This window comes from Leifsonia poae (assembly GCF_050632195.1).
Taxonomy (GTDB): domain Bacteria; phylum Actinomycetota; class Actinomycetes; order Actinomycetales; family Microbacteriaceae; genus Leifsonia; species Leifsonia poae_C.
In genome coordinates this window covers 3,184,391-3,203,615 of sequence record NZ_CP192580.1, presented here as the reverse complement: position 1 = coordinate 3,203,615, position 19,225 = coordinate 3,184,391, and the positions used below count along the sequence as shown (strand labels likewise).

The window sequence follows — 19,225 nt, the reverse complement described above, 5'->3', positions numbered from 1 at the left end:
CTTCTCGCCCGTGGACTCGGCGTGCTCGCTTTCGTTGGCGATGACTCTGCGCTCCAGCTCTCCGGCCCGGCTGGCCTTTGCGAGCTGTTCGTCGGCGCTTCATCCAGAGTCGCTAGAGTGCGGCCTCTAGACCGAGCAGTACATTCCCCCAATCGGTGGGAAAGTACCGGTGGTCTCGGGATGCGCGGCGAGCGGCATCGGAAGTCGAAACGTCCAGGTGATGAGGATTATCGACTATGGGGCGATGGTCGATGCGCCCAATAATCTCATCACAGAGGGTCGCAAGGCCCTGCCGAACCCGAAGCCCGGAGACAGAGTGGTCACAGAAATCCTTCCCCTCGCGACAGCGACCCGCGGAAGTGTGCGCGTCACGATCGACGGCGACGCCGGCGCCTGGCACCTGATCGTCGACGGCGACGGCGACGAGCGGCTGCGCCTCCGGCTCGGTGTGACTGTCGGAGGGGTGGCGCTCGCGGAGTCGAGCACGCTCATCCGGACGGCATCGCGCACGGTGGTGGAGACGCTCACCCCGGTGGCGGGCAAGTCGACGATCGAGCGCACACGTGATCACGTCGAGCTCGTGGCGGATTTGCGGCACGAGGGCGGGTTGGACTGGCAGATCGTCGTGCGGCTGGCGGAGGACGGTATCGCGCTCCGTTATCTGGTCCCGGACCTGCAGGGGGTCAGCACGCTTGACGCCGAAGTGACCTCTCTCTCGCTCACCGGCTATGAGCGGGCGTGGGTGCTCGCGTACCAGACCTGGTACGAGACGCCGCGATTCGGGCAGCAGGTGTCGCAACTCGCATCCGGTGCCTACGGGCTTCCGTTCCTTCTTCTCGACGAAGCCGGGCGCTATCTGCTCGTGACCGAGTCCGGCATCGACGGGCGCTTCAGCGGAGCGCACGCGTCGGTGGATGCCGGCGCGGCAGCCCTTCGTTACCAGCAGGCCGATCAGTCGGTCGAGATCGCACGGGGCGCCATCACGCCGTGGCGGGTGTTCGTCTTCGGCGACCTCGCGACCGTGGTCGAGACCCAGCTCGTCGACGAGCTCGCCCCGCCGCAGCATCCTGAGGTCGGAGATGCGTCGTGGGTGCGCCCCGGCCGTGCCGCGTGGTCGTGGTGGTCGGATTTTTATTCGGGCGCTCAGCTCGAACAGCAGAAGCACTTCGTCGACGTCGCTGCGGAGTTCGGGTGGGAGCACCTGCTCATCGACTGCGGGTGGGAGGAGACCTGGGTCCCGGAGATCGTGGCCTACGCCAGCCGGTCCGGCATCCAGGTGCACCTCTGGACGGTCTGGCACGACATCGACGGTCCGGAGAAGCTTCAGCGGCTGGCACTGTGGCGGTCGTGGGGCGTCGTGGGGATCAAGGTCGACTTCATGGAATCGGAGTCGAAGGATCGTTACCGCTGGTACGACTCGGTGCTGCAGGAGACGGCCCGGCTCGGGCTGATGGTGAACTTCCACGGCTCTGTGATTCCGCGGGGCTGGGCACGTACCTGGCCCCAGGTGATCGGCTACGAGGCCATCCGTGGCTCGGAATACTACGTGTTCTACAACGACCTGCCGTTGACCGCCGAGCACAACGTCATCCAGCCCTTCACAAGGAACGTCATCGGTTCGATGGACTACACACCCGTCGCGTTCACGGCCCCAGGCCGCACGACGAGCGACGGACACGAACTCGGGATGAGCGTCGCGTTCGAGTGCGGAATCACCAACTTCGCCGACAGCGTGGATGCGTATCGCGAGCGCCCGCTCGCGGCCGGACTCCTTGCCGAACTCCCTCCCCACTGGGACGAGACCCGCTTGCTCGCGGGCGATCCCGACACGGAGGCGGTTCTCGCGCGCCGGTCGGGCGACCGTTGGTTCGTCGGAGGGATCGCGACGGGACCAGCTCGGACCCTGCGCATCCCGCTCGGTCGTCTCGGCGGCGGCCGCTGGCAGGCGTGGACTGTCGGGGACGCCCCGGATGGCAACGGTCGTGGCCTTGCCGACCTGACATCCGTCGTGGACGACACCCTCACCGTGCGTCTCGCGGACGACGGCGGATTCGCGGCGATTCTCGCGCCAGAAGGTTCCGCCCTCTTCCGGGCGACGAGCGTGACGGCGGACAGCGCGCCCGTCGTCGAACCGGCGATCGGCGAACTCGATGCCCGTGGGACAGCGCGACTCACGGTGCCGAAGGGAGCTGTTCTCCGCACGGCTCCCGGCTGGCGCGCAGAGCGTGAGGGTGATCGCGACTGGCTGGTCACCGCGCCGGAGAGCCTCGCGGCCGGTGGGCTCGGTGTCGTGACCGTCGAGGTCGCCGGCAGTCGCGGAGTACCCGTCGTCGCCCACTCGCGCTTGCTCAAGCCTCTTGCGGCCGGCGACGTCCCGCTCTCCACGCTTCCCATGCTCTCCTTCACTAATGAAAGCGGTCCGGTGGAGCGAGATCAGTCCAACGGCGGCGGCAACCCGAACGACGGCCAGCGGATGCGCGTCGCAGGCGACGAGTTCGGCACCGGCTTCGGTGTCTCATCGCCCTCCACCTTCAGCGTGCACCTCGGCGCACGCGCCCAGGGGCTCGCGGGCCTCGTCGGCATCGACGACGAGACACCGGATGCGGCGGCCTTCGCGGTCGTCGAAGGGGACGGCGACGAACTGCTGCGCATCCCGCTCACGAGCGGTGCCCCGGCGGTGCCGTTCGATGTCTCCGTCGCGGGCGTGCGCATCCTGACACTTCGAACCGAGGCCTCTTCCGAAGTCGCGGCTCACATCGACTGGGCGGCGCTCGTGCTGACCTCGGATCAACCAGACGCAATCACATCACGCGCCGATCACTGATGATCGCGCACACGAAAGGAAACCCATGCACAAGAAATGGCTCATCGCTCCGGCGGTCGTCGCCGTGGCAGCGCTGCTGTCGGCTTGCTCGGGCGGTTCGACGCCCAGCAGCGACGAGAAGGTCACCATCACCTACGGCGTCTGGGCGGGAACGCAGACCCCGGCGATGAAGGAGATCGCGGCAGCGTTCACCAAGGAGAACCCGAACATCACCGTCAAGGTGGAGGAACGGCCCTGGCCCGAATACTGGTCGACGCTGCAGACCGGCGCCGCTGGCGGGACGGCACCGGACGCCTTCTGGATGCTCGCCCAGCAGATCCGTCCATACGCGGCGGGCGACCAGCTGCTCGACATCTCCGACGAGATCAAGAAGGAGAAGGTCGACCTCGCCAAGTACCCCAAAGCAGTGCTCGACCTGTACGACCAGGGCGACGGCAAGATCTACGGTCTGCCGAAGGACGTCGACACGAACGCCGTCTGGTTCAACAAGGCGATCTTCGACAAGGCGGGCGTCGCCTACCCGAAGGACGACTGGACCTGGGACGACTTCCGCGAGACCGCCAAGAAGCTCACCGACCCTGCAGCAGGGGTCTGGGGTGCTGCGGCTCCGATCGACTATCAGGGCGGTTACTACAACACCATCCTTCAGGCGGGCGGCCAGGTGATCTCCAGCGACGGGAAGAAGGCGCTGATCGACAGCCCGGAGGCGCAGGCCGGTATCAAGTTCTGGACCGATCTGCAGGCGGACAAGTCGACTCCGACGTTGAAGCAGCTGTCGGACACCGAGGCGGAGACGCTGTTCGAACAGGGGAAGATCGGCATGTACACCTCGGGCGCTTTCTGGGCACTGCAGCTGTACAACAACAAGGACATCGCCGCTAACGTCGATGTCGCACCCCTGCCCGTCGGAGAGAAGCGAGCGACCGTGACCAGTGGGATCGAGAACGTCGGCTACGCCGGCACCAAGCATCCGGATGCGGTCAAGAAGTTCCTGCTCTTCGCGAGCGGCAAAGAGGCGGCCGACATCCAGGCCAAGTCCGGTGCCGTGCTCCCCGCCTACGAGGGTGGCGAGAAGGCGTGGATGGCCGCGATGCCGGAGTTCAAGAACCTCCAGGTGTTCATCGACGCCAAGAAGTACTCGGTGCCGCTGCCCGTGCAGGGCAACGCCGCCGAGTGGCAGGGGCTTCAGACGAAGTACCTCACCGGAGCCTGGGACGGAACGACGACGGTAGCCGACGCGACCAAGCAGTACGCCGACGCGATCGACAAGGTGCTGGCCGAGAAGTAATGACCTCCACTCTTACCCGGCCGGGGCGGCAGCAGCAGAGCCGCCCCGGCACGCCCCCGCCGGCCGCCGTCCGCCGCCGTCAGCGGATCGACTGGTGGGCGTACGCGATGATCGCGCCCGCTCTCATCGGTCTCGCCGCGCTGTACCTCTGGCCGTTCGTCTCGACCTTCGTGAAGAGCTTCATGAACGTGCCGGTGTTCGGCGCCGGCAAGTTCAACGGCATCGACAACTACACGAAGCTCCTCTCCGACGAGGACTTCTGGCGGGCGCTCGGAAACTCCGCGCTCTACACGGTTCTGGTGCTCATCGGCATCCCGATCGCGATCGTGCTGGCGGCGCTGATCGAGCAGGTCGCCAAGGGACGCACGCTGTATCGCGTGCTGCTCTTCCTTCCCGTGGTGACCCTGCCGGTCGCCGTCGGGATGGTGTGGCGCTTCATCCTGAACGGCGACTTCGGCGTTCTCAACTATCTGCTCTCGCTCGTCGGTATCCCCGGCGAGTATTGGGTCGCGGATGCGCGCTTCACGATCTACGCCTTCGCTGTCGTGGGCATCTGGATGGGTCTCGGCATCAATCTCATCATTCTCGGGGCCGGGCTGCAGAGCATCCCCGTCGATCTCTACGAGGCGTCGTCGCTGGACGGCGCAGGGCGGGTCCGCCAGTTCTTCTCGATCACGTTGCCGCTGCTGAGCCCGAGCGTGTTCTTCGTCACGGTGCTGACGACGATCTCGGCCCTGCAGATGTTCGACCTGGTCTTCGTCATGCTGGGCAGCATCAACAACACCGCGCTCGACGGTTCGAAGACCATCGTCTACCTCTTCTACGAGGCGGCCTTCGTGCAGTTCAAGCAGGGATACGGCGCCGCCATCGCGATCGTGCTGCTCATCATCATCATGATCGCGACAGCGGTCCAGTTCCGTCTGCAGAAGAGGTGGGTGAACTATGACTGAGGTCGCAACGCGTCCCCGGCGATTGACCGGGCGATCGACAGGGCGAGCGGCGTCCAGTCGCGGACAGTGGCGCATCCACGTCGTGCTCATCGTCGCGGTCATCCTGATGATCGTGCCGTTCGTGTGGCAGATCCTGACCTCGTTCAAGACATCCAACGAGGTGTCGTCTCTCCCGCCGACCCTGTTCCCGGCGACCCCGACACTGGCCGGCTTCGAGACCTTCTTCTCGTCGGTGCCGTTCTGGGCGCAGTTCGCCGTATCTGCGATGTCGCTCATCCTGCGCGTCGCCGGGCAGGTACTCGTGGCCGCACTCGCCGGCTACGCCTTCGCGCGGCTCACCTTTCCGGGCAAGAACGTGATCTTCGGGCTGTTTCTGCTCATGCTGATGGTGCCGAGCCAGTTGTTCCTGCTCGGCCAGTTCGACCTGATGAAAGGGCTCGGACTCCTCAACACCATTCCCGCGCTGGCGATCCCCGGGATCTTCAGCGCGTTCGGGACGTTCCTCATGCGCCAGGCCTTCGTGACGATGCCGAAGGAGTACGAAGAGGCCGCTCGACTCGACGGCGCGGGAACCCTCCGGGTGTTCTGGAGCGTGATGCTGCCGATGGCGCGGCCGATGCTCGCCGCGCTCGCCGTGCTGACCTCGCTCTACTCCTGGAACGACCTGCTCTGGCCCCTCATCGTGACCCCGGCCGGAGACAACCGTCCGCTTCCCGTCGGGCTCGCCAGCATGCAGGGTCAGTTCGGCACGAACTATCCGGCGCTCATGGCAGGTGCCCTGGTCTGCACGCTGCCGCTCGTCATCGTCTTCATCGTTCTGCAGCGACAGTTCTTCGCGGGCATCGCCAGCAGCGGACTGAAAGGTTAAGGATGGGCGTCACGTCCGAACAGAGCACGATCGCGCACTTGCGAGGCGGGGGCACGAGCGTCGTCGTCGATCTGGGCGACGGGAGGCTTCCGCGCGTGCTGCACTGGGGTGCCGACCTGGGCGAGCTCACCGCTGTCGAGCTCGACGGGATCCGAACGATCACGCGCCCGACGGTGGGGGACAGCGCGGTCACGTACCCGCAGCCCGTTCCTGTGCTCCCGCAACTCGCGGAGGGGTGGCTCGATCGTCCCGGCATAACCGGTAACAGGCACGGCCGCGGCTTCGCACCTCTGTTCCGGGATGCGGTGCACACGGTCACGGGCTCAGCCGTTCGCACCGAGGCCACCGACCCTCACTCCCAGCTGAGCATCGCGATTCTGATCGAGCTCGGCCCGGAGGGTCTGCTTCAGGCCGGAGCGGAGCTCCGGAACGACGGCGCCGAGCCGTACGTGCTCGACTCGCTGGAACTGGCGCTGCCCGTTCCTGACACGGCAGACGAGATCCTGGATCTGACGGGCCGCTGGGCGCTCGAGCGGGTGCCGCAGCGGCACGAGTTCCCGATCGGAGCCTGGGTGCGCGAGAGCAGGGGCGGAAAGCCCGGCCTCGATCATTCGACTCTGTTCGCGGCGGGTGCCCGGGGGTTCGGATTCGAACGCGGCCCGGTATGGGGTATCCATCTGGGCTGGAGCGGCAACCAGGTCGTCGCCGCCGAGCGCACACCGGCGGGCACGCGCCATCTCCGCGCGGGGGAGCTCCTTCTCTCAAACGAGCTCGTGCTCGCCGCGGGCGAAACCTACCGCAGCCCGGTGCTTTACGGTTCGTGGGGCGACGGGCTGAATGAGCTGTCCGAGCGCTTCCACAGAATGCTGCGGGCCCGCCCCGAACATCCGTCGGCCCCGCGGCCCGTGCTCTCGAACACCTGGGAGGCCGTCTACTTCGATCACGATGTCGACAAGTTGAAGGCGTTCGCCAAGCGGAGTGCCGACCTTGGTATCGAGCGATTCGTCCTCGATGACGGATGGTTCCTCGGGCGACGCGACGACACCTCGTCCCTCGGCGACTGGGTGGTGGATCCGACGGTCTGGCCGGAGGGTCTGGACGGACTCGCGGAGCACGTGCACGAGCTCGGTCTCCAGTTCGGGCTGTGGTTCGAACCCGAGATGGTGAACCTCGACTCGGAGCTGGCCCGCGCGCATCCGGAATGGGTGTTCGATGCCGGGCACGGGCCAGGGCTCGCGTCGCGCTACCAGCACGTGCTCGACCTCTCGCATCCCGATGCGTACGCCCTGGTGATCGAACGGGTCTCGGGCCTCGTCGACCGGCTCGGCATCGACTTCATCAAGTGGGACCACAACCGCTACCTGACGGATGCTGGCCACAGCGACACCGGCCGTGCGGGTGTGCACGACCAGGTTCTCGCGACCTACGCGATGATGGACGAGCTGCGCCGGCGGCATCCGCGCCTCGAGATCGAGTCGTGCGCGAGCGGGGCGGCCGTGTAGACCTCGGCGTTCTCCAGCGGACCGACCGGGTCTGGCCCTCCGACTGCAACGATCCGCACGACCGGGTGGACATCCAACGCTGGACCTCGATGCTCGTTCCGCCCGAGTTGCAGGGGACTCACATCGGAGCAAAAGAATCGCACACGACCCACCGTGTCGCGACGCTCGACTTCCGCGCCTCGACCGCTTTCTGGGGCAACTTGGGGGTCGAACTCGATCTCACGAGCATCGATGCAGCTACCTTCGCGCGGGTCAAGACGTGGGTGGATGCGCACAAGCGATTCCGCGGACTGTTGCACAGCGCCCGCGTGGTTCAGGCGGACACCATTGCTGAGCTCCGTGTCGGCGGAGTGGTGTCGCACGACCGCTCCGAGGCCCTCTACTCCTATACCGTTCTCGACAGGCCGGCCGCGTGGCCGCCGCCGCGGTTCAGGATGCCCGGTCTCGACCCAGGCCGTCGGTACAGGGTGCGATCACTCACGCCGGGCGACCCCGTGCCCGACGGGCAGCGACCCCCCTGGATGTCAGGCGAGGTCACGGTGTCTGGCGCGGTTCTCGCGACGATCGGATTGGAGCCTCCATCGCTCGATCCCGACCGCTCCGCGCTGTTCCACGTCGTCGAGGCATGACGGTCGAGACCGTCGTGGCGGGGCCGGCCCTCGTGCGGATCGCCGATCCCACGGGACGAGCGCACGCCGCGATCTCGCCGCGAGCAGCGTCGCTGCGCGCACTGACCGTCGGCGGGATCGACATCGTCGAGCCGTCCGTCACCGCGCCGGGCATCCCGGGAATGTCGGGGGCCACGCTCGCGCCCTGGCCGAACCGGGTGGAGGGCGCCAGGTGGTGGCACAACGGCCTGGAGCAGCGGCTCGAGGTGACAGAACCCGAGCTCGGCCATGCCAACCACGGACTGCTGGCCGACGCCGACTTCGAGCTCGCAGTGAACGGTGGGGATACGGCCACGCTGAGCACGAGCATCCGCAAACCGCCCGGATACCCCTTCGATCTCGACATCGCGGTGCGCTACACGATGGACGACGCGGGAGTCGCCGTCACGACTACCGTGACCAATCGCGGGGAGGACCCGGCCCCGGTCGCGCTCGGCGCGCATCCCTACCTGCGAATCGGGTCGACTGCGGTGGCCGACCTAGCTGTGAGCGTTCAGGCGACCCACGCCTACCGGCTCGACGGGGGCCACATCCCGCGGGAGCGGTTCCCCGTCAGCGGAACGGACTGGGATCTTCGTGCACCGCGGCCGCTCAAGGACGCGCCCGACCACGCCACCTTCGAGGACGAGGCGGCTTCGGGGATGCTCGTGCACTCTCTCCGCTCGGCTCGCGGACCACGGGTCGACCTCTGGGCGGAGGACGTCTACCGCTGGACGCAGCTCTACATCGACCGGCAGTTCCCCTCCGACGACGGCCCGCACACGGCGGTCGCGATCGAACCGATGACGGCGCCGCCCAATGCGCTGCGAAGCGGTGAGGGTATCCGGTGGCTCGAGGCGTCCGAATGCTGGAGCGCAAGCTGGGGCATCCGGCTCGTCGTCGAGTGAGCAAGTGATCCGGGCGACGGCGGTGACCCGGTGACCTAGGTGTCGCGGCTGCGGAAACTCGACGGGCTCATGCCGTGGTAGCGGCGGAAATGCCGGGAGAAGTAGAACGCGTCGTCGTAGCCGACGTCGCGGGCGACCTCGGCGATCGTGGCATCGGTGGTGTCGAGCAGCTGCCGCGCCCGACCCATCCGCAGAGCTGTGTGATGAGCGAGAACGCCCCCGCCCGTGGCTCGACGGAACAGTGCCGTGAGATGCGACGGCGACACCCCGACCAGCCGGGCGAGGTCGGGCACTCTGACGGAGCCGTCGAGGCGTTCGCTCAAGTAGTTCATCGCGCGTTGCAGCGGGTCGTCCGGCGCGGGCAACAGCCGGTCGACGCCGATCTGGGTGAGCAGCTTCCAGGCGGCTCCGGATGCCGACATCAGTCGCGGCGGCGACTGGTCGCGCTCGAGGTTGGAGACGATCTCGTCGAGGAGGGCGACGGCACGCTCGATTCCGCGGATCGGGACGATCGGGCGGCTGGGCGAAACATCCATGCCCTCGACGAGCTCGGCCGCATCCGTGCCGGCCACGTGCGCCCACCAGATCGTCCAGGGGTGCGCCTCGTCCGATCCATACGCGTGCGGTACGCCGCGCGGGATGACGAGCGCCTGCTGGGCCCCGATCCTGTGTGCACCGTCGCCGACTCGTGCCCACCCGGTTCCGGATGCGCAGACCATCACGATGGTCTCCTCGGCCCCGCGAGGCCGGTTCATCTGGTGGTCGAGGGCGGTCGGATAGTAGCCGACGTCGGTCACGAGGAGCCGGCGGGTGACCGGGCGGGCGAGTGCTTCCGCCACCACCGGGCGGGGCACGACGACCAGGCGTTGGCCCCGGAAGCCTTCTTGGATCGGCATGCGATCATTCTGAAGGCATGGTCGTCGGATTGTCCAGGGGTGAGCTGTCATCATGCATTCCCGCATCCGGAGATCGCCCCTTGAATAGAGACATGTCCAGCGATGCCCTGCTTCCCGATGCCCCCGCGCGCCTGCGCCCACGTCTCGATGCCGGGTCGAGTGTCGCCTGGAGCGAGCCCGTGGTGATCGACACGTACGAACCCGGCGAGGGCGACGAGTTCCCGATGTTCCTCGACCGCCGCGTCTACCAGGGCTCGAGCGGCCGGGTCTATCCGATCCCGTTCATCGACACCGTCTCGACCGAGGCGCATCCTCGCGAGTGGCAGGCCGTGCACCTGGAGAACCGGTGGCTGCGAGTGATGGTGCTTCCGGAACTGGGCGGTCGCATCCACATCGGATACGACAAGACGTCCGGGTACGACTTCTTCTACCGCAATCACGTCATCAAGCCCGCCCTGGTCGGCCTCGCCGGCCCCTGGATCTCGGGCGGCGTCGAGTTCAACTGGCCGCAGCATCACCGTCCGGCGACGTTCCAACCGGTCGACGCGTCGATCGAGGAGGATGATGACGGCTCGGTGACGGTGTGGTGCTCCGACCACGACCCGTTCACGCGGATGAAGGGGATGCACGGCATCCGTCTGCACCCGGACAGGGCCGTCGTCGAGCTGGTCGCTCGGCTCCACAACCGCACCAGCGACGTGCAGACGTTCCTGTGGTGGGCGAACGTCGCGGCCGAGGTGCACGACGACTACCAGTCGTTCTTCCCGACGGATGTGCACTACGTCGCCGACCACGCGAGGCGTGCGATCACAGCCTTCCCGGCTGCTGACCGCCCGTACTACGGGATCGACTACCCGGCGCGCGCGGCGACCGACGGCGACCGTCTGGACTTCTACCGCAACATCCCGGTGCCGACTTCGTACATGGTGACGGACACCGAGGATGACTTCTTCGGCGGTTACGACCACCGAGCCCGCGCGGGCTTCGTTCATGTCGCCGACAGGCACATCGCTCCCGGAAAGAAGCAATGGACGTGGGGCAATGCCGAGTTCGGCCGGGCCTGGGATGCTCTTCTCACCGACCACGACGGCCCGTACGTCGAGCTCATGGCCGGGGTGTACACCGACAACCAGCCGGACTTCGCCTGGCTGGAACCCGGTGAGACGAAGGAGTTCAGCCAGCTCTGGTATCCGATTCACGAGATCGGACCAGCCCACCAGGCGACGGTCGACGCCGCGGTGCGGCTCGACGTCGGCGCCGAGGTCGTCTCGGCCGGGGTATGCGTCACCGCCGAGCACTCGGCGAGGGTGATGCTGACCTTGCGGGGCGAGGTCGTCTTCGATGAGGAGGCCCGGATCGCTCCGGGACTTCCTTACCGATTCGAGATCCCGTCTGAGTCGGCGAGCGCCTCGGAGTACGAGCTGGCGGTCACCGCCCAATCCCGCGAGCTCATCCGGTGGCGGCCGCGGCCGGAGGAGCATGGCGAGGAGCCGTGGACAGCCACGGAACCACCCGCGCCTCACGACGTCGACAGCGCTGACGAGCTGTACTACACGGGCGTGCACCTGATGCAGAACCGGCATCCCACGCGCTCGCCCCTGCCGTATTGGGAGGAGGCGTTGAGGCGCGATCCCCTCGACAGCCGGTGCAACATCGCGATGGGCGATCACTTCTATCGCCGCGGACGCTATGACCTGGCCGAGACGCATCTCCGTCGCGCCCTGGAACGTCAGCGGAGACGCAACGGGAACCCTCGAGACGGCGAATCGGCCTACCTGCTCGGGCTCGTCCTGACGCGCGCCGATCGGCTCGATGCGGCGATAGACGCTTTCGCGAAGGCGGCTTGGGATGTCCGGTGGGCGGCGCCATCGCACCTCGAGATCGCGCGCATCCAGGCGCGACGCGGCAACGACCGCGAGGCGCTCGCCTCGGTGGACCGTTCACTGGCCAAGAACGCAGAAGACTCCCGCGCCAACGCGCTTCGGGCGATCGTCCTGCGCAGGCTCGGTCGGATGCGCGAGGCCGACGAACACCTGCGCCGCCGCGCGCAGATCGATCCTCTCGACCACCTCACGCTGCTCCTCATGTCTTCCCCGATGACAGCGGATCCCCGAACGATGCTCGACGTCGCCGGGGAGCTCTCGGCCGCGGGCGAACTTGAGACTGCGGCACACATCCTTGCAGCCGCTGCAGCGGCGCAGCCCGGAGTGGCCGGCAATGTGCGGCCTCTCGCGCACCTGCACCGTTCGCTCCTCCTTCGGAAGCTCGGCCGCGACGACGAGGCCCGGCTCGCGCTCGACGAGGCGCACACGAGCGACCGGCGCCGCTGCTTTCCCGCTGGACTCGACGATCACGATGCCCTGCAGGCCATCCTCCGAGAGGATCCCGATGACCACATCGTGGGGTCCATGCTGGGGATGCTGCTCTACGACGCCGGACGCGAGACCGAGGCCGCAGAGCTCTGGTGCCGAGCGGTCGAAGCCGGAGTCGCCGATGCGGTCGTGCTCCGGAATGCGGCCATCGCGACCGTGAACCTCACAGGGCGCACTCGTGACGCGCTCGACTGGTACAACAGGGCGATCGCGCTCAACGCATCCGCTCGCCTACTGTACGAGCGCGACCAGCTTCTCGCACGGGACGGTGCTCGGGCCGAGACGCGACTCGCGCTGCTCGAGGACCGGCGCGACAGCGTGCTCGAACGCGACGACTTGACCGTGTCGTACTGTCTGCTGCTCACGCAGGCGGGACGTGCCCGCGATGCCCTCGAGATTTTCGAGAGCCGCCGCTTCGCACCCTGGGAGGGCGGTGAAGGCCAGACCCTCGCGGCGTGGGAGTCAGTGTCCCTCGCGCTCAGTCGCGAGGCAGAGCGGGGAGAGGACATCGATTCGGCCCTCCGCTATGCGAAGGCGGCGCTGACACCGCCGTCGAGTCTCGGGGAGGCGCGGCACCCGCTCGCCTCGACCAGGGACATCCAGCTGCGGCTTGCGACGCTGTTCTTGCGCAGCGGAGACGAGGAGAGCGCGCGCCGAGCCGAAGCGAACGCGGCCTCGCAACCGGTCGTCGACGACACGGTCGCGAATGTGGAGGGCGGCCTGCCCGACTACTTCGCAACCTCGCTGCCGGAGCTCCTGCTGTTCCTGCCCGCGCCGGGCATGCCCGGCGACTAGTGGCGGCCCTTTCGCGGCGCCGGAATCCCTGCTTACCTGGTCACACGCGAAGGGAGCAGCAATGGATTCCGTGCAGGTGCGTCGCATCTACGAAGAACCTCTCCCGACCGACGGTGTGCGGGTGCTTGTCGATCGGCTGTGGCCCCGCGGGGTCAGCAAGGAGCGCGCCCATCTGGACGAGTGGTTCAAGGATGTCGCGCCGTCGACCGAACTGCGGCAGTGGTACGCGCACATTCCGGAGCGCTTCGCCGAGTTCGAAGAGCGCTACAAGGACGAGCTTCGGGAGCCCGAACGAGCCGCGGAACTGACGCGGCTGCGGGAGTTCGCGGCGAAGGGGCAGCTCACGATCCTGACAGCGACGAAAGACGCCGACCTCAGCGAGGCGGCGGTCATCGCGCAGGTGCTCCGCTCGACGGGGGAGTGAATGGCTCCGAGGTTCTCGAGGGCCGAGCTCGAGGCGTATCGCGGCGCGAGCATCCCGGACGTGCTGAGCGATGGGGTCGAGCTCGTGTTCGTCGGCGTGAATCCCGGCCTGCGCAGCGCCGCGACGGGGGCGAGCTTCGCCAACAGGGGTAACCGCTTCTTTCCGGCCCTGCACCTGGCCGGCATCACGGACCATGTGATCGACACGTCGTCCGGCTTTCAGCGCGACGATCTTGAACAGCTCGCGCGCCGGCGCGTTGGGCTGACGACACTGGTCAACTTCGCCACGGCGAAGGCGTCGGAGTTGAGCCACGATCAGCTCATCGACGGCCGGAGACTCCTGGACGAGAAGATCATCGCGTTCCGTCCGCGAGTTGTGGCGATGCTGGGGGTGACGGCATACCGGGTCGCGTTTTCCGCACCGTCGGCGAAGCCCGGACCTCAGCACGAGGTCATCGGAGGCAGCAGCATCTGGGTGGTCCCCAGCCCGAGCGGCCTCAATGCCCACTACTCGCTCGCTGAGATCGCCGCCGCGTTCAGGGACGCGGCGCTCGCGGCAGGCATCGACCTCTCTCGGTGATCCGGGCCGGGTCAGGCCGCCAGCACGGTGTTCCAGTGACGCTGGAGCTCAGGATGCAGTCGAATCCAGATCAGGCTGATGAGCGCCCCCGTGAAGTCCACGGTCATCGATGCGACGACTTCGTCATCCCGTCGCAGCATCAGTCCGGCTTGGTTGTTCACCGACCGCTCCTCGATGGTCTGGCCCGGGTTGCCCGCCATCCCGTGGAGCAGCAGCGCGCTCGCATCCCGAGCGCCGTTCACCACTCTGATCGACGGGTGCGGCGTCTCGCCGGAATCGACCACGACCGAGACTGCCGGGTCGAGCAGCGAGACGAGCGCCGAGGCGTCGCCGGTCTGGGCCGCGATCCGCATGGTGCGCACGGCCCGATAGTGCATCGGCCGGGCAAGCCATTCCCAGGCCGTGGCCCAGGCTCCGGAGAGCAGCCCGCGTTGCGCCGACCGATTCTCTTTTACGATTACCGACATGATCGGCTTCGCCCCTTCCATCCCATGACCCCTCGGAGTTCCGAGAGCTTCACTAGATAAGACCGATCGGGCACCCACTTTGTGACACGGATGCGGTCGCCGCGGCACGATCACGCCGAGAGCGTTTCGCCCTCCGGCCAGACCCACGCTCTCGATTCGCGCAACTGCACGAAGCGTTCGTACGGCATCGGGTTCGACGCGGCCCGCGAAGGTCGCTCCTCCGGTCGCGCAGGCTCTCCTGTTTGCCGGATGCGTCCGAGCAGCGTGTCACGCGCCTCGGTGACGCGCACGAACTCGGCAGCGGCCGCCGCGATATCCCCGGAGGGTGCACCCGCGAATCGGTCGGGATGGGTGAGGCGCGCTCTCAGGGCGAATGCGCGCATGACCTGATCACCCGTCGCGTCGACAGGCACGTTGAGAAGAGTCGCGGCAGCTTCGCGATTCACCTGTTCTGCCTCGCGATCTCCCCGAGATATCGCTCATATGCGGCAACGTCCGCCTCCTGCTTCCGTCGAAGCGCCGTGCGTCGGATGCTCGCCATGGCCGCGTCTTCGGCTCGCACCCACGCGATTCCGGCCTCGATCATCAGGAGGGAGCCGAGCACGATCGCGCCCCAGAAGATCACGAGCCCACTCATGATCAGGATGACACCGAGCACGAAAACGGCGATGCCCCAGCCGAGGCGTCGCTGCACCGGGCCGACAGTGGGTCGCACGTACGCATCCCAGACCGGAGCGTTTCGTTTCCAGAACACCCAGCCGGCGGGTGCCGGCGCGAGGCCGGGGACCGGTGCCCACCCGGACGGGACGGGGAGGCCCTGGTGTTCCCGCACCCACGCGGCCGTGGGCGTCGGCCAGCCGGGCGGCGCGACGAACGTCAGCGGCGCATCCGTCGGCATCACGTCCATGAGACGAGAGTAGCGCTATTGAGTATTTCTCACTATCCCGTGCAGATCGACATCACCCCTGGATTCGCGGCGGCTGCGGGTCCAGGCTGGGCGTGAGGGCCCGTCGAGGGTCGGGAGTGAGGACATCATGGCGACGACAAGCGGTGCGGATGCTCCTCTTCCCGAGGCCTCGCATCCGCTCCTCATCCTGGCGATGGACCATCGGGATTCGCTCGCGAAGAAGGTCTACGGCATCCCGGAGGAGCCGACGCCCGAGCAGGCCAGCGCCATCTCCGACGGCAAGATGCTCGTGTTCGAGGGGGCGGCTGCGGCCGTGGCCGATCTCCCGGCGGAGGGTCGAGCGGGGCTGCTCGTCGATGAGCGCTACGGATCGGCGGTCGCCCGGTCTGCGCGGGGGAGCGGTTTCGCCCTGATCATGCCGATCGAGCGCTCGGGGCGCGACTTCTTCGAGCTCGAGTACGGCGGGTTCGGGTCGAGCGAGTGGCTCGACCATGTCGACGCGTTCGACCCCGACTACGTCAAGGTACTCATCCGCGACAACCCTGCGTTCGCTCCGGATGCCCGCCACGCGCAACAGCAACATCTCGCCCAGGTCGGCGCCGCGCTGGCGTCGGCAGGGCGAAGGCTCATCGTCGAACTCCTCGTGCCGGCGACCGGTCCCGAGTCCGACCTTCCCGCCGACCGCTTCGACGCGGAAGTCCGCCCGGCCCTGACCGATCAGCTGATCCGCGAGTTCCATGCGGCGGGAGCCGAGCCTGACATCTGGAAGCTCGAAGGCTTCGACTCGACGGAAAGCGCAGCACAGGTCGCCGCGACTGCCCGCGAGGGAGGCCGCGACGATGTGCGCTGCATCGTGCTCGGGCGCGATGCGAGCGCGCATCAGCTCGACGCGTGGCTGACCGCTGCGGCGCCGGCGCCAGGCTTCGCCGGTTTCGCGATCGGACGGAGCATCTGGGAGAAGCCGCTGGAGGACCGGCTCGCGGGCCGTATCACCGAGGATGCGATGCGGGGCGAGGTCGCTCGGGCCTACGTGCACTACGCGAAGACATACACGACCCGGGCGGGCCACACGTGAACAACGGGGAGTGGTTCGACAGGGCGGTGCTCGCATACGCGGCCGGAATCGACGACGAGGATGCGGTCGAACAGGTGCGGTCGGGGTTCAACCATGCCGAGTACGCGGCCTGGCGCCGGTCGAAGCTCTCGCCGATCGACGTGCATGTCCGGGTCGGTACCGACGAGGAGAAGGATGAGCATTTTGCGATCCTGAGCGAGCTCGGCCTCGAGGGCACGTCGGAGGACTCTTACCAGCACGCGGTCGAGGCGCTCGCCGCGGAGGTGCACGAGTGGGCGGCGGAGATCGAGCGGGACGCCAGGCAGGCAGCGCTGACGGATGCGGTGTCAGCGCTCTTCGCAGAGGTGTCCGCCCTGTCAGTCGACCAGATCACGAGTTGGCTGGTCGTGCGAGCGAGCTTCGATTCCGGTTCGCTCACATTCCGCCTCGCGGAGTTCGTCGAGACCGACGGCAGCACCAAGGACCGGGTCGTGCCGTACGCGGAGGGCGAGCCGCCCGCCGAGGTGGAGCTCACCAATGACGACGGCGACAGGGTCGCGTACAAGGGCAGTTTCCGGGGCGGCAAGGCCGTCTACTCCCGGGCCGACGACTACCTCTGACGCGAGAGAGCGCTCGGTGCGCTAGTGTGGACGGACCACATGGTCTGACCACATATCCCGAGCGCATCGAGGAGGCACGATGAGCACCGAACCTAAAGCTTGGGAGGGCGTTCTCGCGCACATCGAGTCCCGCCTCGTCGACGGGCGCATCCGGCCGGGGGACCACCTGCCCGCCGAGCGCGCGCTCGCGGCCGACCTCGGCGTGGCCCGCTCCAGTGTGCGCGAGGCCATCCGTGTGCTCGAGGCGATGGGCCTCGTGCGAACCCAGACCGGCTCCGGGCCCAGCTCCGGTGCGATCATCGTCGCTCGACCCGTTGGCGGGATGCAGGCGCTCATGCGGCTGCAGGTCGCCGCCAGCGGGTTTCCAGTCGCCGATGTCGTGCGAACCCGACTCCTCCTCGAGACCGCTGTCGCGGCCGACCTCGCCGAACGTCCGTCCATGATCGACCTGGCCGACGCGAGTCAGCTGCTCGACGCGATGGACGATCCTGCCCGTACACCCGAGGAGTTCCTAGTGCTCGACGCGCAGTTCCACCTGGCGCTCGCCGACGCATCCGGAAACACCGTCGTCGCCGCCATGATGGCCGGGCTCCGGAGCTCGATCGAGGGATACGTGCTCTCCGGGCTCGACCGCATCGGGGACTGGGAGGCGATGGTCGCACGACTCCGCAGCGAACACCGAGGCGTGCTGGAGGCGATCGTCGCCGGCGACGTCGACGGCGCGCGCACGCGTATCCACGACCACATCAGCGGGTACTACCGCGATGCATCCCCGGCCTCATCGGCCACACGAACCGTCCACCACGAAACCCGTTAGGCAGCGCAGCATGGTCACTCGTCAGATCCCGAAACCGGTCGAGCTCCTCGATCTCATGAAGTTCAAGAAGCCGGAACTCGACGCCAAGAAGCGTCGCCTCCAGGGTGCGCTCACGATCGAGGACCTGCGCACGATCGCGAAGCGTCGCACGCCGAAAGCGGCGTTCGACTACACCGAGGGCGCTGCCGAGGGCGAGATCTCGCTGAGCCGCGCGCGCCAGGCCTTCCAGGACATCGAGTTCCACCCGTCGATCCTGCGCGACGTCTCGACCGTCGACACGAGCTGCGAGATCTTCGGCGGGCGGTCGGCTCTGCCGTTCGGAATCGCGCCGACCGGATTCACCCGCCTGATGCAGACCGAGGGGGAGACCGCGGGCGCCGGCGCTGCCGCAGCCGCGGGCATCCCGTTCACCCTTTCGACTCTCGGAACCACCTCGATCGAGGGCGTCAAAGCGGCCAACCCGACCGGTCGCAACTGGTTCCAGCTCTACGTGATGCGCGACCGCGAGATCTCCTACGAGCTGGTGCGCCGCGCGGCCGCGAACGACTTCGACACGCTCTTCTTCACCGTGGACACCCCGATCGCCGGGGCGCGCCTGCGCGACAAGCGCAACGGGTTCTCGATCCCGCCGCAGCTCACCCTCGGCACCATCATCAACGCGATCCCCCGCCCGTGGTGGTGGTACGACTTCCTGACGACGCCCAAGCTCGAGTTCGCGTCGCTGTCGGACACCGGCGGCACCGTCGGAGACCTGCTCAACGCGGCGATGGACCCGTCGATCAGCTTCGCCGACCTCGACATCATCCGCGGCATGTGGCCGGGCAAGATCGTGGTCAAGGGCGTGCAGAACGTCGAGGACGCCAAACGACTCGTCGACCTCGGGGTCGACGGCATGGTGCTCTCGAACCACGGCGGTCGGCAGCTCGACCGGGCGCCCATCCCGTTCCACCTGCTGCCGAAGGTCGTCAAGGAGGTCGGCGCCGACACCGAGGTCACGATCGACACCGGCATCATGAACGGCGCCGATATCGTCGCCGCATACGCCCTGGGCGCCAAGTTCACCCTCATCGGGCGCGCATACCTCTACGGACTGATGGCCGGCGGTCGGGCGGGCGTCGACCGCACCATCGAGATCCTGAGCGACCAGCTCGTGCGCACCATGAAGCTGCTCGAGGTCTCCTCGCTCGAAGAGCTGACCCCGAAGCACGTCACGCAGTTGCAACGGCTGGTCCCTGTGCAGCCGGGGCTGGTACACGCCGCGCAGAGCTAGGCGAGTGCTGGGCCGCGTCGGCGGTAGGCGGCGCCAG

The 19,225-nt window shown here is 67.6% G+C and carries 17 protein-coding genes and 1 pseudogene; 14 read left to right on the top strand and 4 right to left on the bottom strand.

Features of this window, described 5'->3' with window-relative positions; genetic code table 11:
- Window positions 1-220 precede the first annotated feature (220 nt).
- From ACQ86A_RS16090 to ACQ86A_RS16060, 7 genes and pseudogenes are all read left to right on the top strand, one after another.
- On the top strand, window positions 221-2,824 hold the full coding sequence (locus ACQ86A_RS16090) for a glycoside hydrolase family 97 catalytic domain-containing protein (protein ID WP_431277967.1): 2,604 nt from the start codon (window positions 221-223) through the stop codon (window positions 2,822-2,824).
- A 25-nt stretch (window positions 2,825-2,849) separates the two neighbouring features.
- Window positions 2,850-4,112 (top strand): ABC transporter substrate-binding protein, encoded by a 1,263-nt coding sequence (locus ACQ86A_RS16085; protein WP_431277966.1) that lies wholly within the window; start codon window positions 2,850-2,852, stop codon window positions 4,110-4,112.
- Window positions 4,112-5,062 carry a carbohydrate ABC transporter permease gene (locus tag ACQ86A_RS16080; RefSeq protein ID WP_431277965.1) on the top strand — a complete coding sequence of 317 codons (951 nt, stop codon included), beginning with the start codon at window positions 4,112-4,114 and terminating at the stop codon, window positions 5,060-5,062. Before ACQ86A_RS16085 ends, ACQ86A_RS16080 begins: the two co-directional genes overlap by 1 nt.
- Window positions 5,055-5,930, top strand: a complete 876-nt coding sequence (locus ACQ86A_RS16075) for a carbohydrate ABC transporter permease (RefSeq protein ID WP_431277964.1) — start codon at window positions 5,055-5,057, stop codon at window positions 5,928-5,930. Before ACQ86A_RS16080 ends, ACQ86A_RS16075 begins: the two co-directional genes overlap by 8 nt.
- A 2-nt stretch (window positions 5,931-5,932) precedes the next feature.
- A pseudogene (locus tag ACQ86A_RS16070) lies at window positions 5,933-7,668 on the top strand (alpha-galactosidase); the annotation flags it as partial.
- A 27-nt stretch (window positions 7,669-7,695) separates the two neighbouring features.
- Window positions 7,696-8,061 carry a GH36 C-terminal domain-containing protein gene (locus ACQ86A_RS16065; protein WP_431280465.1) on the top strand — a complete coding sequence of 122 codons (366 nt, stop codon included), beginning with the start codon at window positions 7,696-7,698 and terminating at the stop codon, window positions 8,059-8,061.
- Window positions 8,058-8,987 (top strand): aldose 1-epimerase family protein, encoded by a 930-nt coding sequence (locus tag ACQ86A_RS16060; RefSeq protein ID WP_431277963.1) that lies wholly within the window; start codon window positions 8,058-8,060, stop codon window positions 8,985-8,987. Before ACQ86A_RS16065 ends, ACQ86A_RS16060 begins: the two co-directional genes overlap by 4 nt.
- Window positions 8,988-9,022: 35 nt before the next feature.
- Here the strand turns inward: ACQ86A_RS16060 and ACQ86A_RS16055 are convergent, their stop codons facing one another.
- Window positions 9,023-9,883 carry an AraC family transcriptional regulator gene (locus tag ACQ86A_RS16055; RefSeq protein WP_431277962.1) on the bottom strand — a complete coding sequence of 287 codons (861 nt, stop codon included), beginning with the start codon at window positions 9,881-9,883 and terminating at the stop codon, window positions 9,023-9,025.
- A 92-nt stretch (window positions 9,884-9,975) separates the two neighbouring features.
- On the opposite strand from ACQ86A_RS16055, the gene ACQ86A_RS16050 reads away from it, so the two are divergent.
- The 3 genes from ACQ86A_RS16050 to ACQ86A_RS16040 all read left to right on the top strand — a co-directional run bounded on the left by ACQ86A_RS16050 (window position 9,976) and on the right by ACQ86A_RS16040 (window position 14,053).
- Entirely contained in the window at window positions 9,976-13,050 is a 3,075-nt protein-coding gene (locus ACQ86A_RS16050; protein ID WP_431277961.1) for a DUF5107 domain-containing protein, read from the top strand.
- Window positions 13,051-13,111: 61 nt separating this feature from the next.
- On the top strand, window positions 13,112-13,474 hold the full coding sequence (locus ACQ86A_RS16045; protein ID WP_431277960.1) for a DUF488 domain-containing protein: 363 nt from the start codon (window positions 13,112-13,114) through the stop codon (window positions 13,472-13,474).
- Window positions 13,475-14,053: a mismatch-specific DNA-glycosylase gene (locus ACQ86A_RS16040; RefSeq protein WP_431277959.1), complete on the top strand. Its 579-nt coding sequence runs from the start codon at window positions 13,475-13,477 to the stop codon at window positions 14,051-14,053.
- An 11-nt stretch (window positions 14,054-14,064) separates the two neighbouring features.
- On the opposite strand, the gene ACQ86A_RS16035 is transcribed toward ACQ86A_RS16040, so the two are convergent.
- The 3 genes from ACQ86A_RS16035 to ACQ86A_RS16025 all read right to left on the bottom strand — a co-directional run bounded on the left by ACQ86A_RS16035 (window position 14,065) and on the right by ACQ86A_RS16025 (window position 15,427).
- Window positions 14,065-14,520 carry a hypothetical protein gene (locus ACQ86A_RS16035; protein WP_431277958.1) on the bottom strand — a complete coding sequence of 152 codons (456 nt, stop codon included), beginning with the start codon at window positions 14,518-14,520 and terminating at the stop codon, window positions 14,065-14,067.
- Window positions 14,521-14,630: 110 nt separating this feature from the next.
- A complete protein-coding gene (locus tag ACQ86A_RS16030; protein WP_431277957.1) occupies window positions 14,631-14,966 on the bottom strand; it encodes a J domain-containing protein in 336 nt (111 codons plus the stop codon).
- On the bottom strand, window positions 14,963-15,427 hold the full coding sequence (locus tag ACQ86A_RS16025; RefSeq protein WP_431277956.1) for a hypothetical protein: 465 nt from the start codon (window positions 15,425-15,427) through the stop codon (window positions 14,963-14,965). Before ACQ86A_RS16025 ends, ACQ86A_RS16030 begins: the two co-directional genes overlap by 4 nt.
- A gap of 127 nt (window positions 15,428-15,554) precedes the next feature.
- On the opposite strand from ACQ86A_RS16025, the gene ACQ86A_RS16020 reads away from it, so the two are divergent.
- The 4 genes from ACQ86A_RS16020 to ACQ86A_RS16005 all read left to right on the top strand — a co-directional run bounded on the left by ACQ86A_RS16020 (window position 15,555) and on the right by ACQ86A_RS16005 (window position 19,188).
- The gene (locus tag ACQ86A_RS16020) at window positions 15,555-16,502 is read left to right on the top strand and encodes a 2-deoxy-5-keto-D-gluconate 6-phosphate aldolase domain-containing protein (protein WP_431277955.1); all 948 of its coding nucleotides are present in this window, start codon (window positions 15,555-15,557) and stop codon (window positions 16,500-16,502) included.
- The gene (locus tag ACQ86A_RS16015) at window positions 16,499-17,101 is read left to right on the top strand and encodes a hypothetical protein (protein ID WP_431277954.1); all 603 of its coding nucleotides are present in this window, start codon (window positions 16,499-16,501) and stop codon (window positions 17,099-17,101) included. Before ACQ86A_RS16020 ends, ACQ86A_RS16015 begins: the two co-directional genes overlap by 4 nt.
- Before the next feature lie 79 nt (window positions 17,102-17,180).
- Entirely contained in the window at window positions 17,181-17,918 is a 738-nt protein-coding gene (locus tag ACQ86A_RS16010) for a FadR/GntR family transcriptional regulator (protein WP_431277953.1), read from the top strand.
- A gap of 10 nt (window positions 17,919-17,928) precedes the next feature.
- Complete coding sequence (locus tag ACQ86A_RS16005; protein WP_431277952.1) at window positions 17,929-19,188, top strand: alpha-hydroxy acid oxidase; 1,260 nt, start codon at window positions 17,929-17,931, stop codon at window positions 19,186-19,188.
- Window positions 19,189-19,225: the final 37 nt, after the last annotated feature.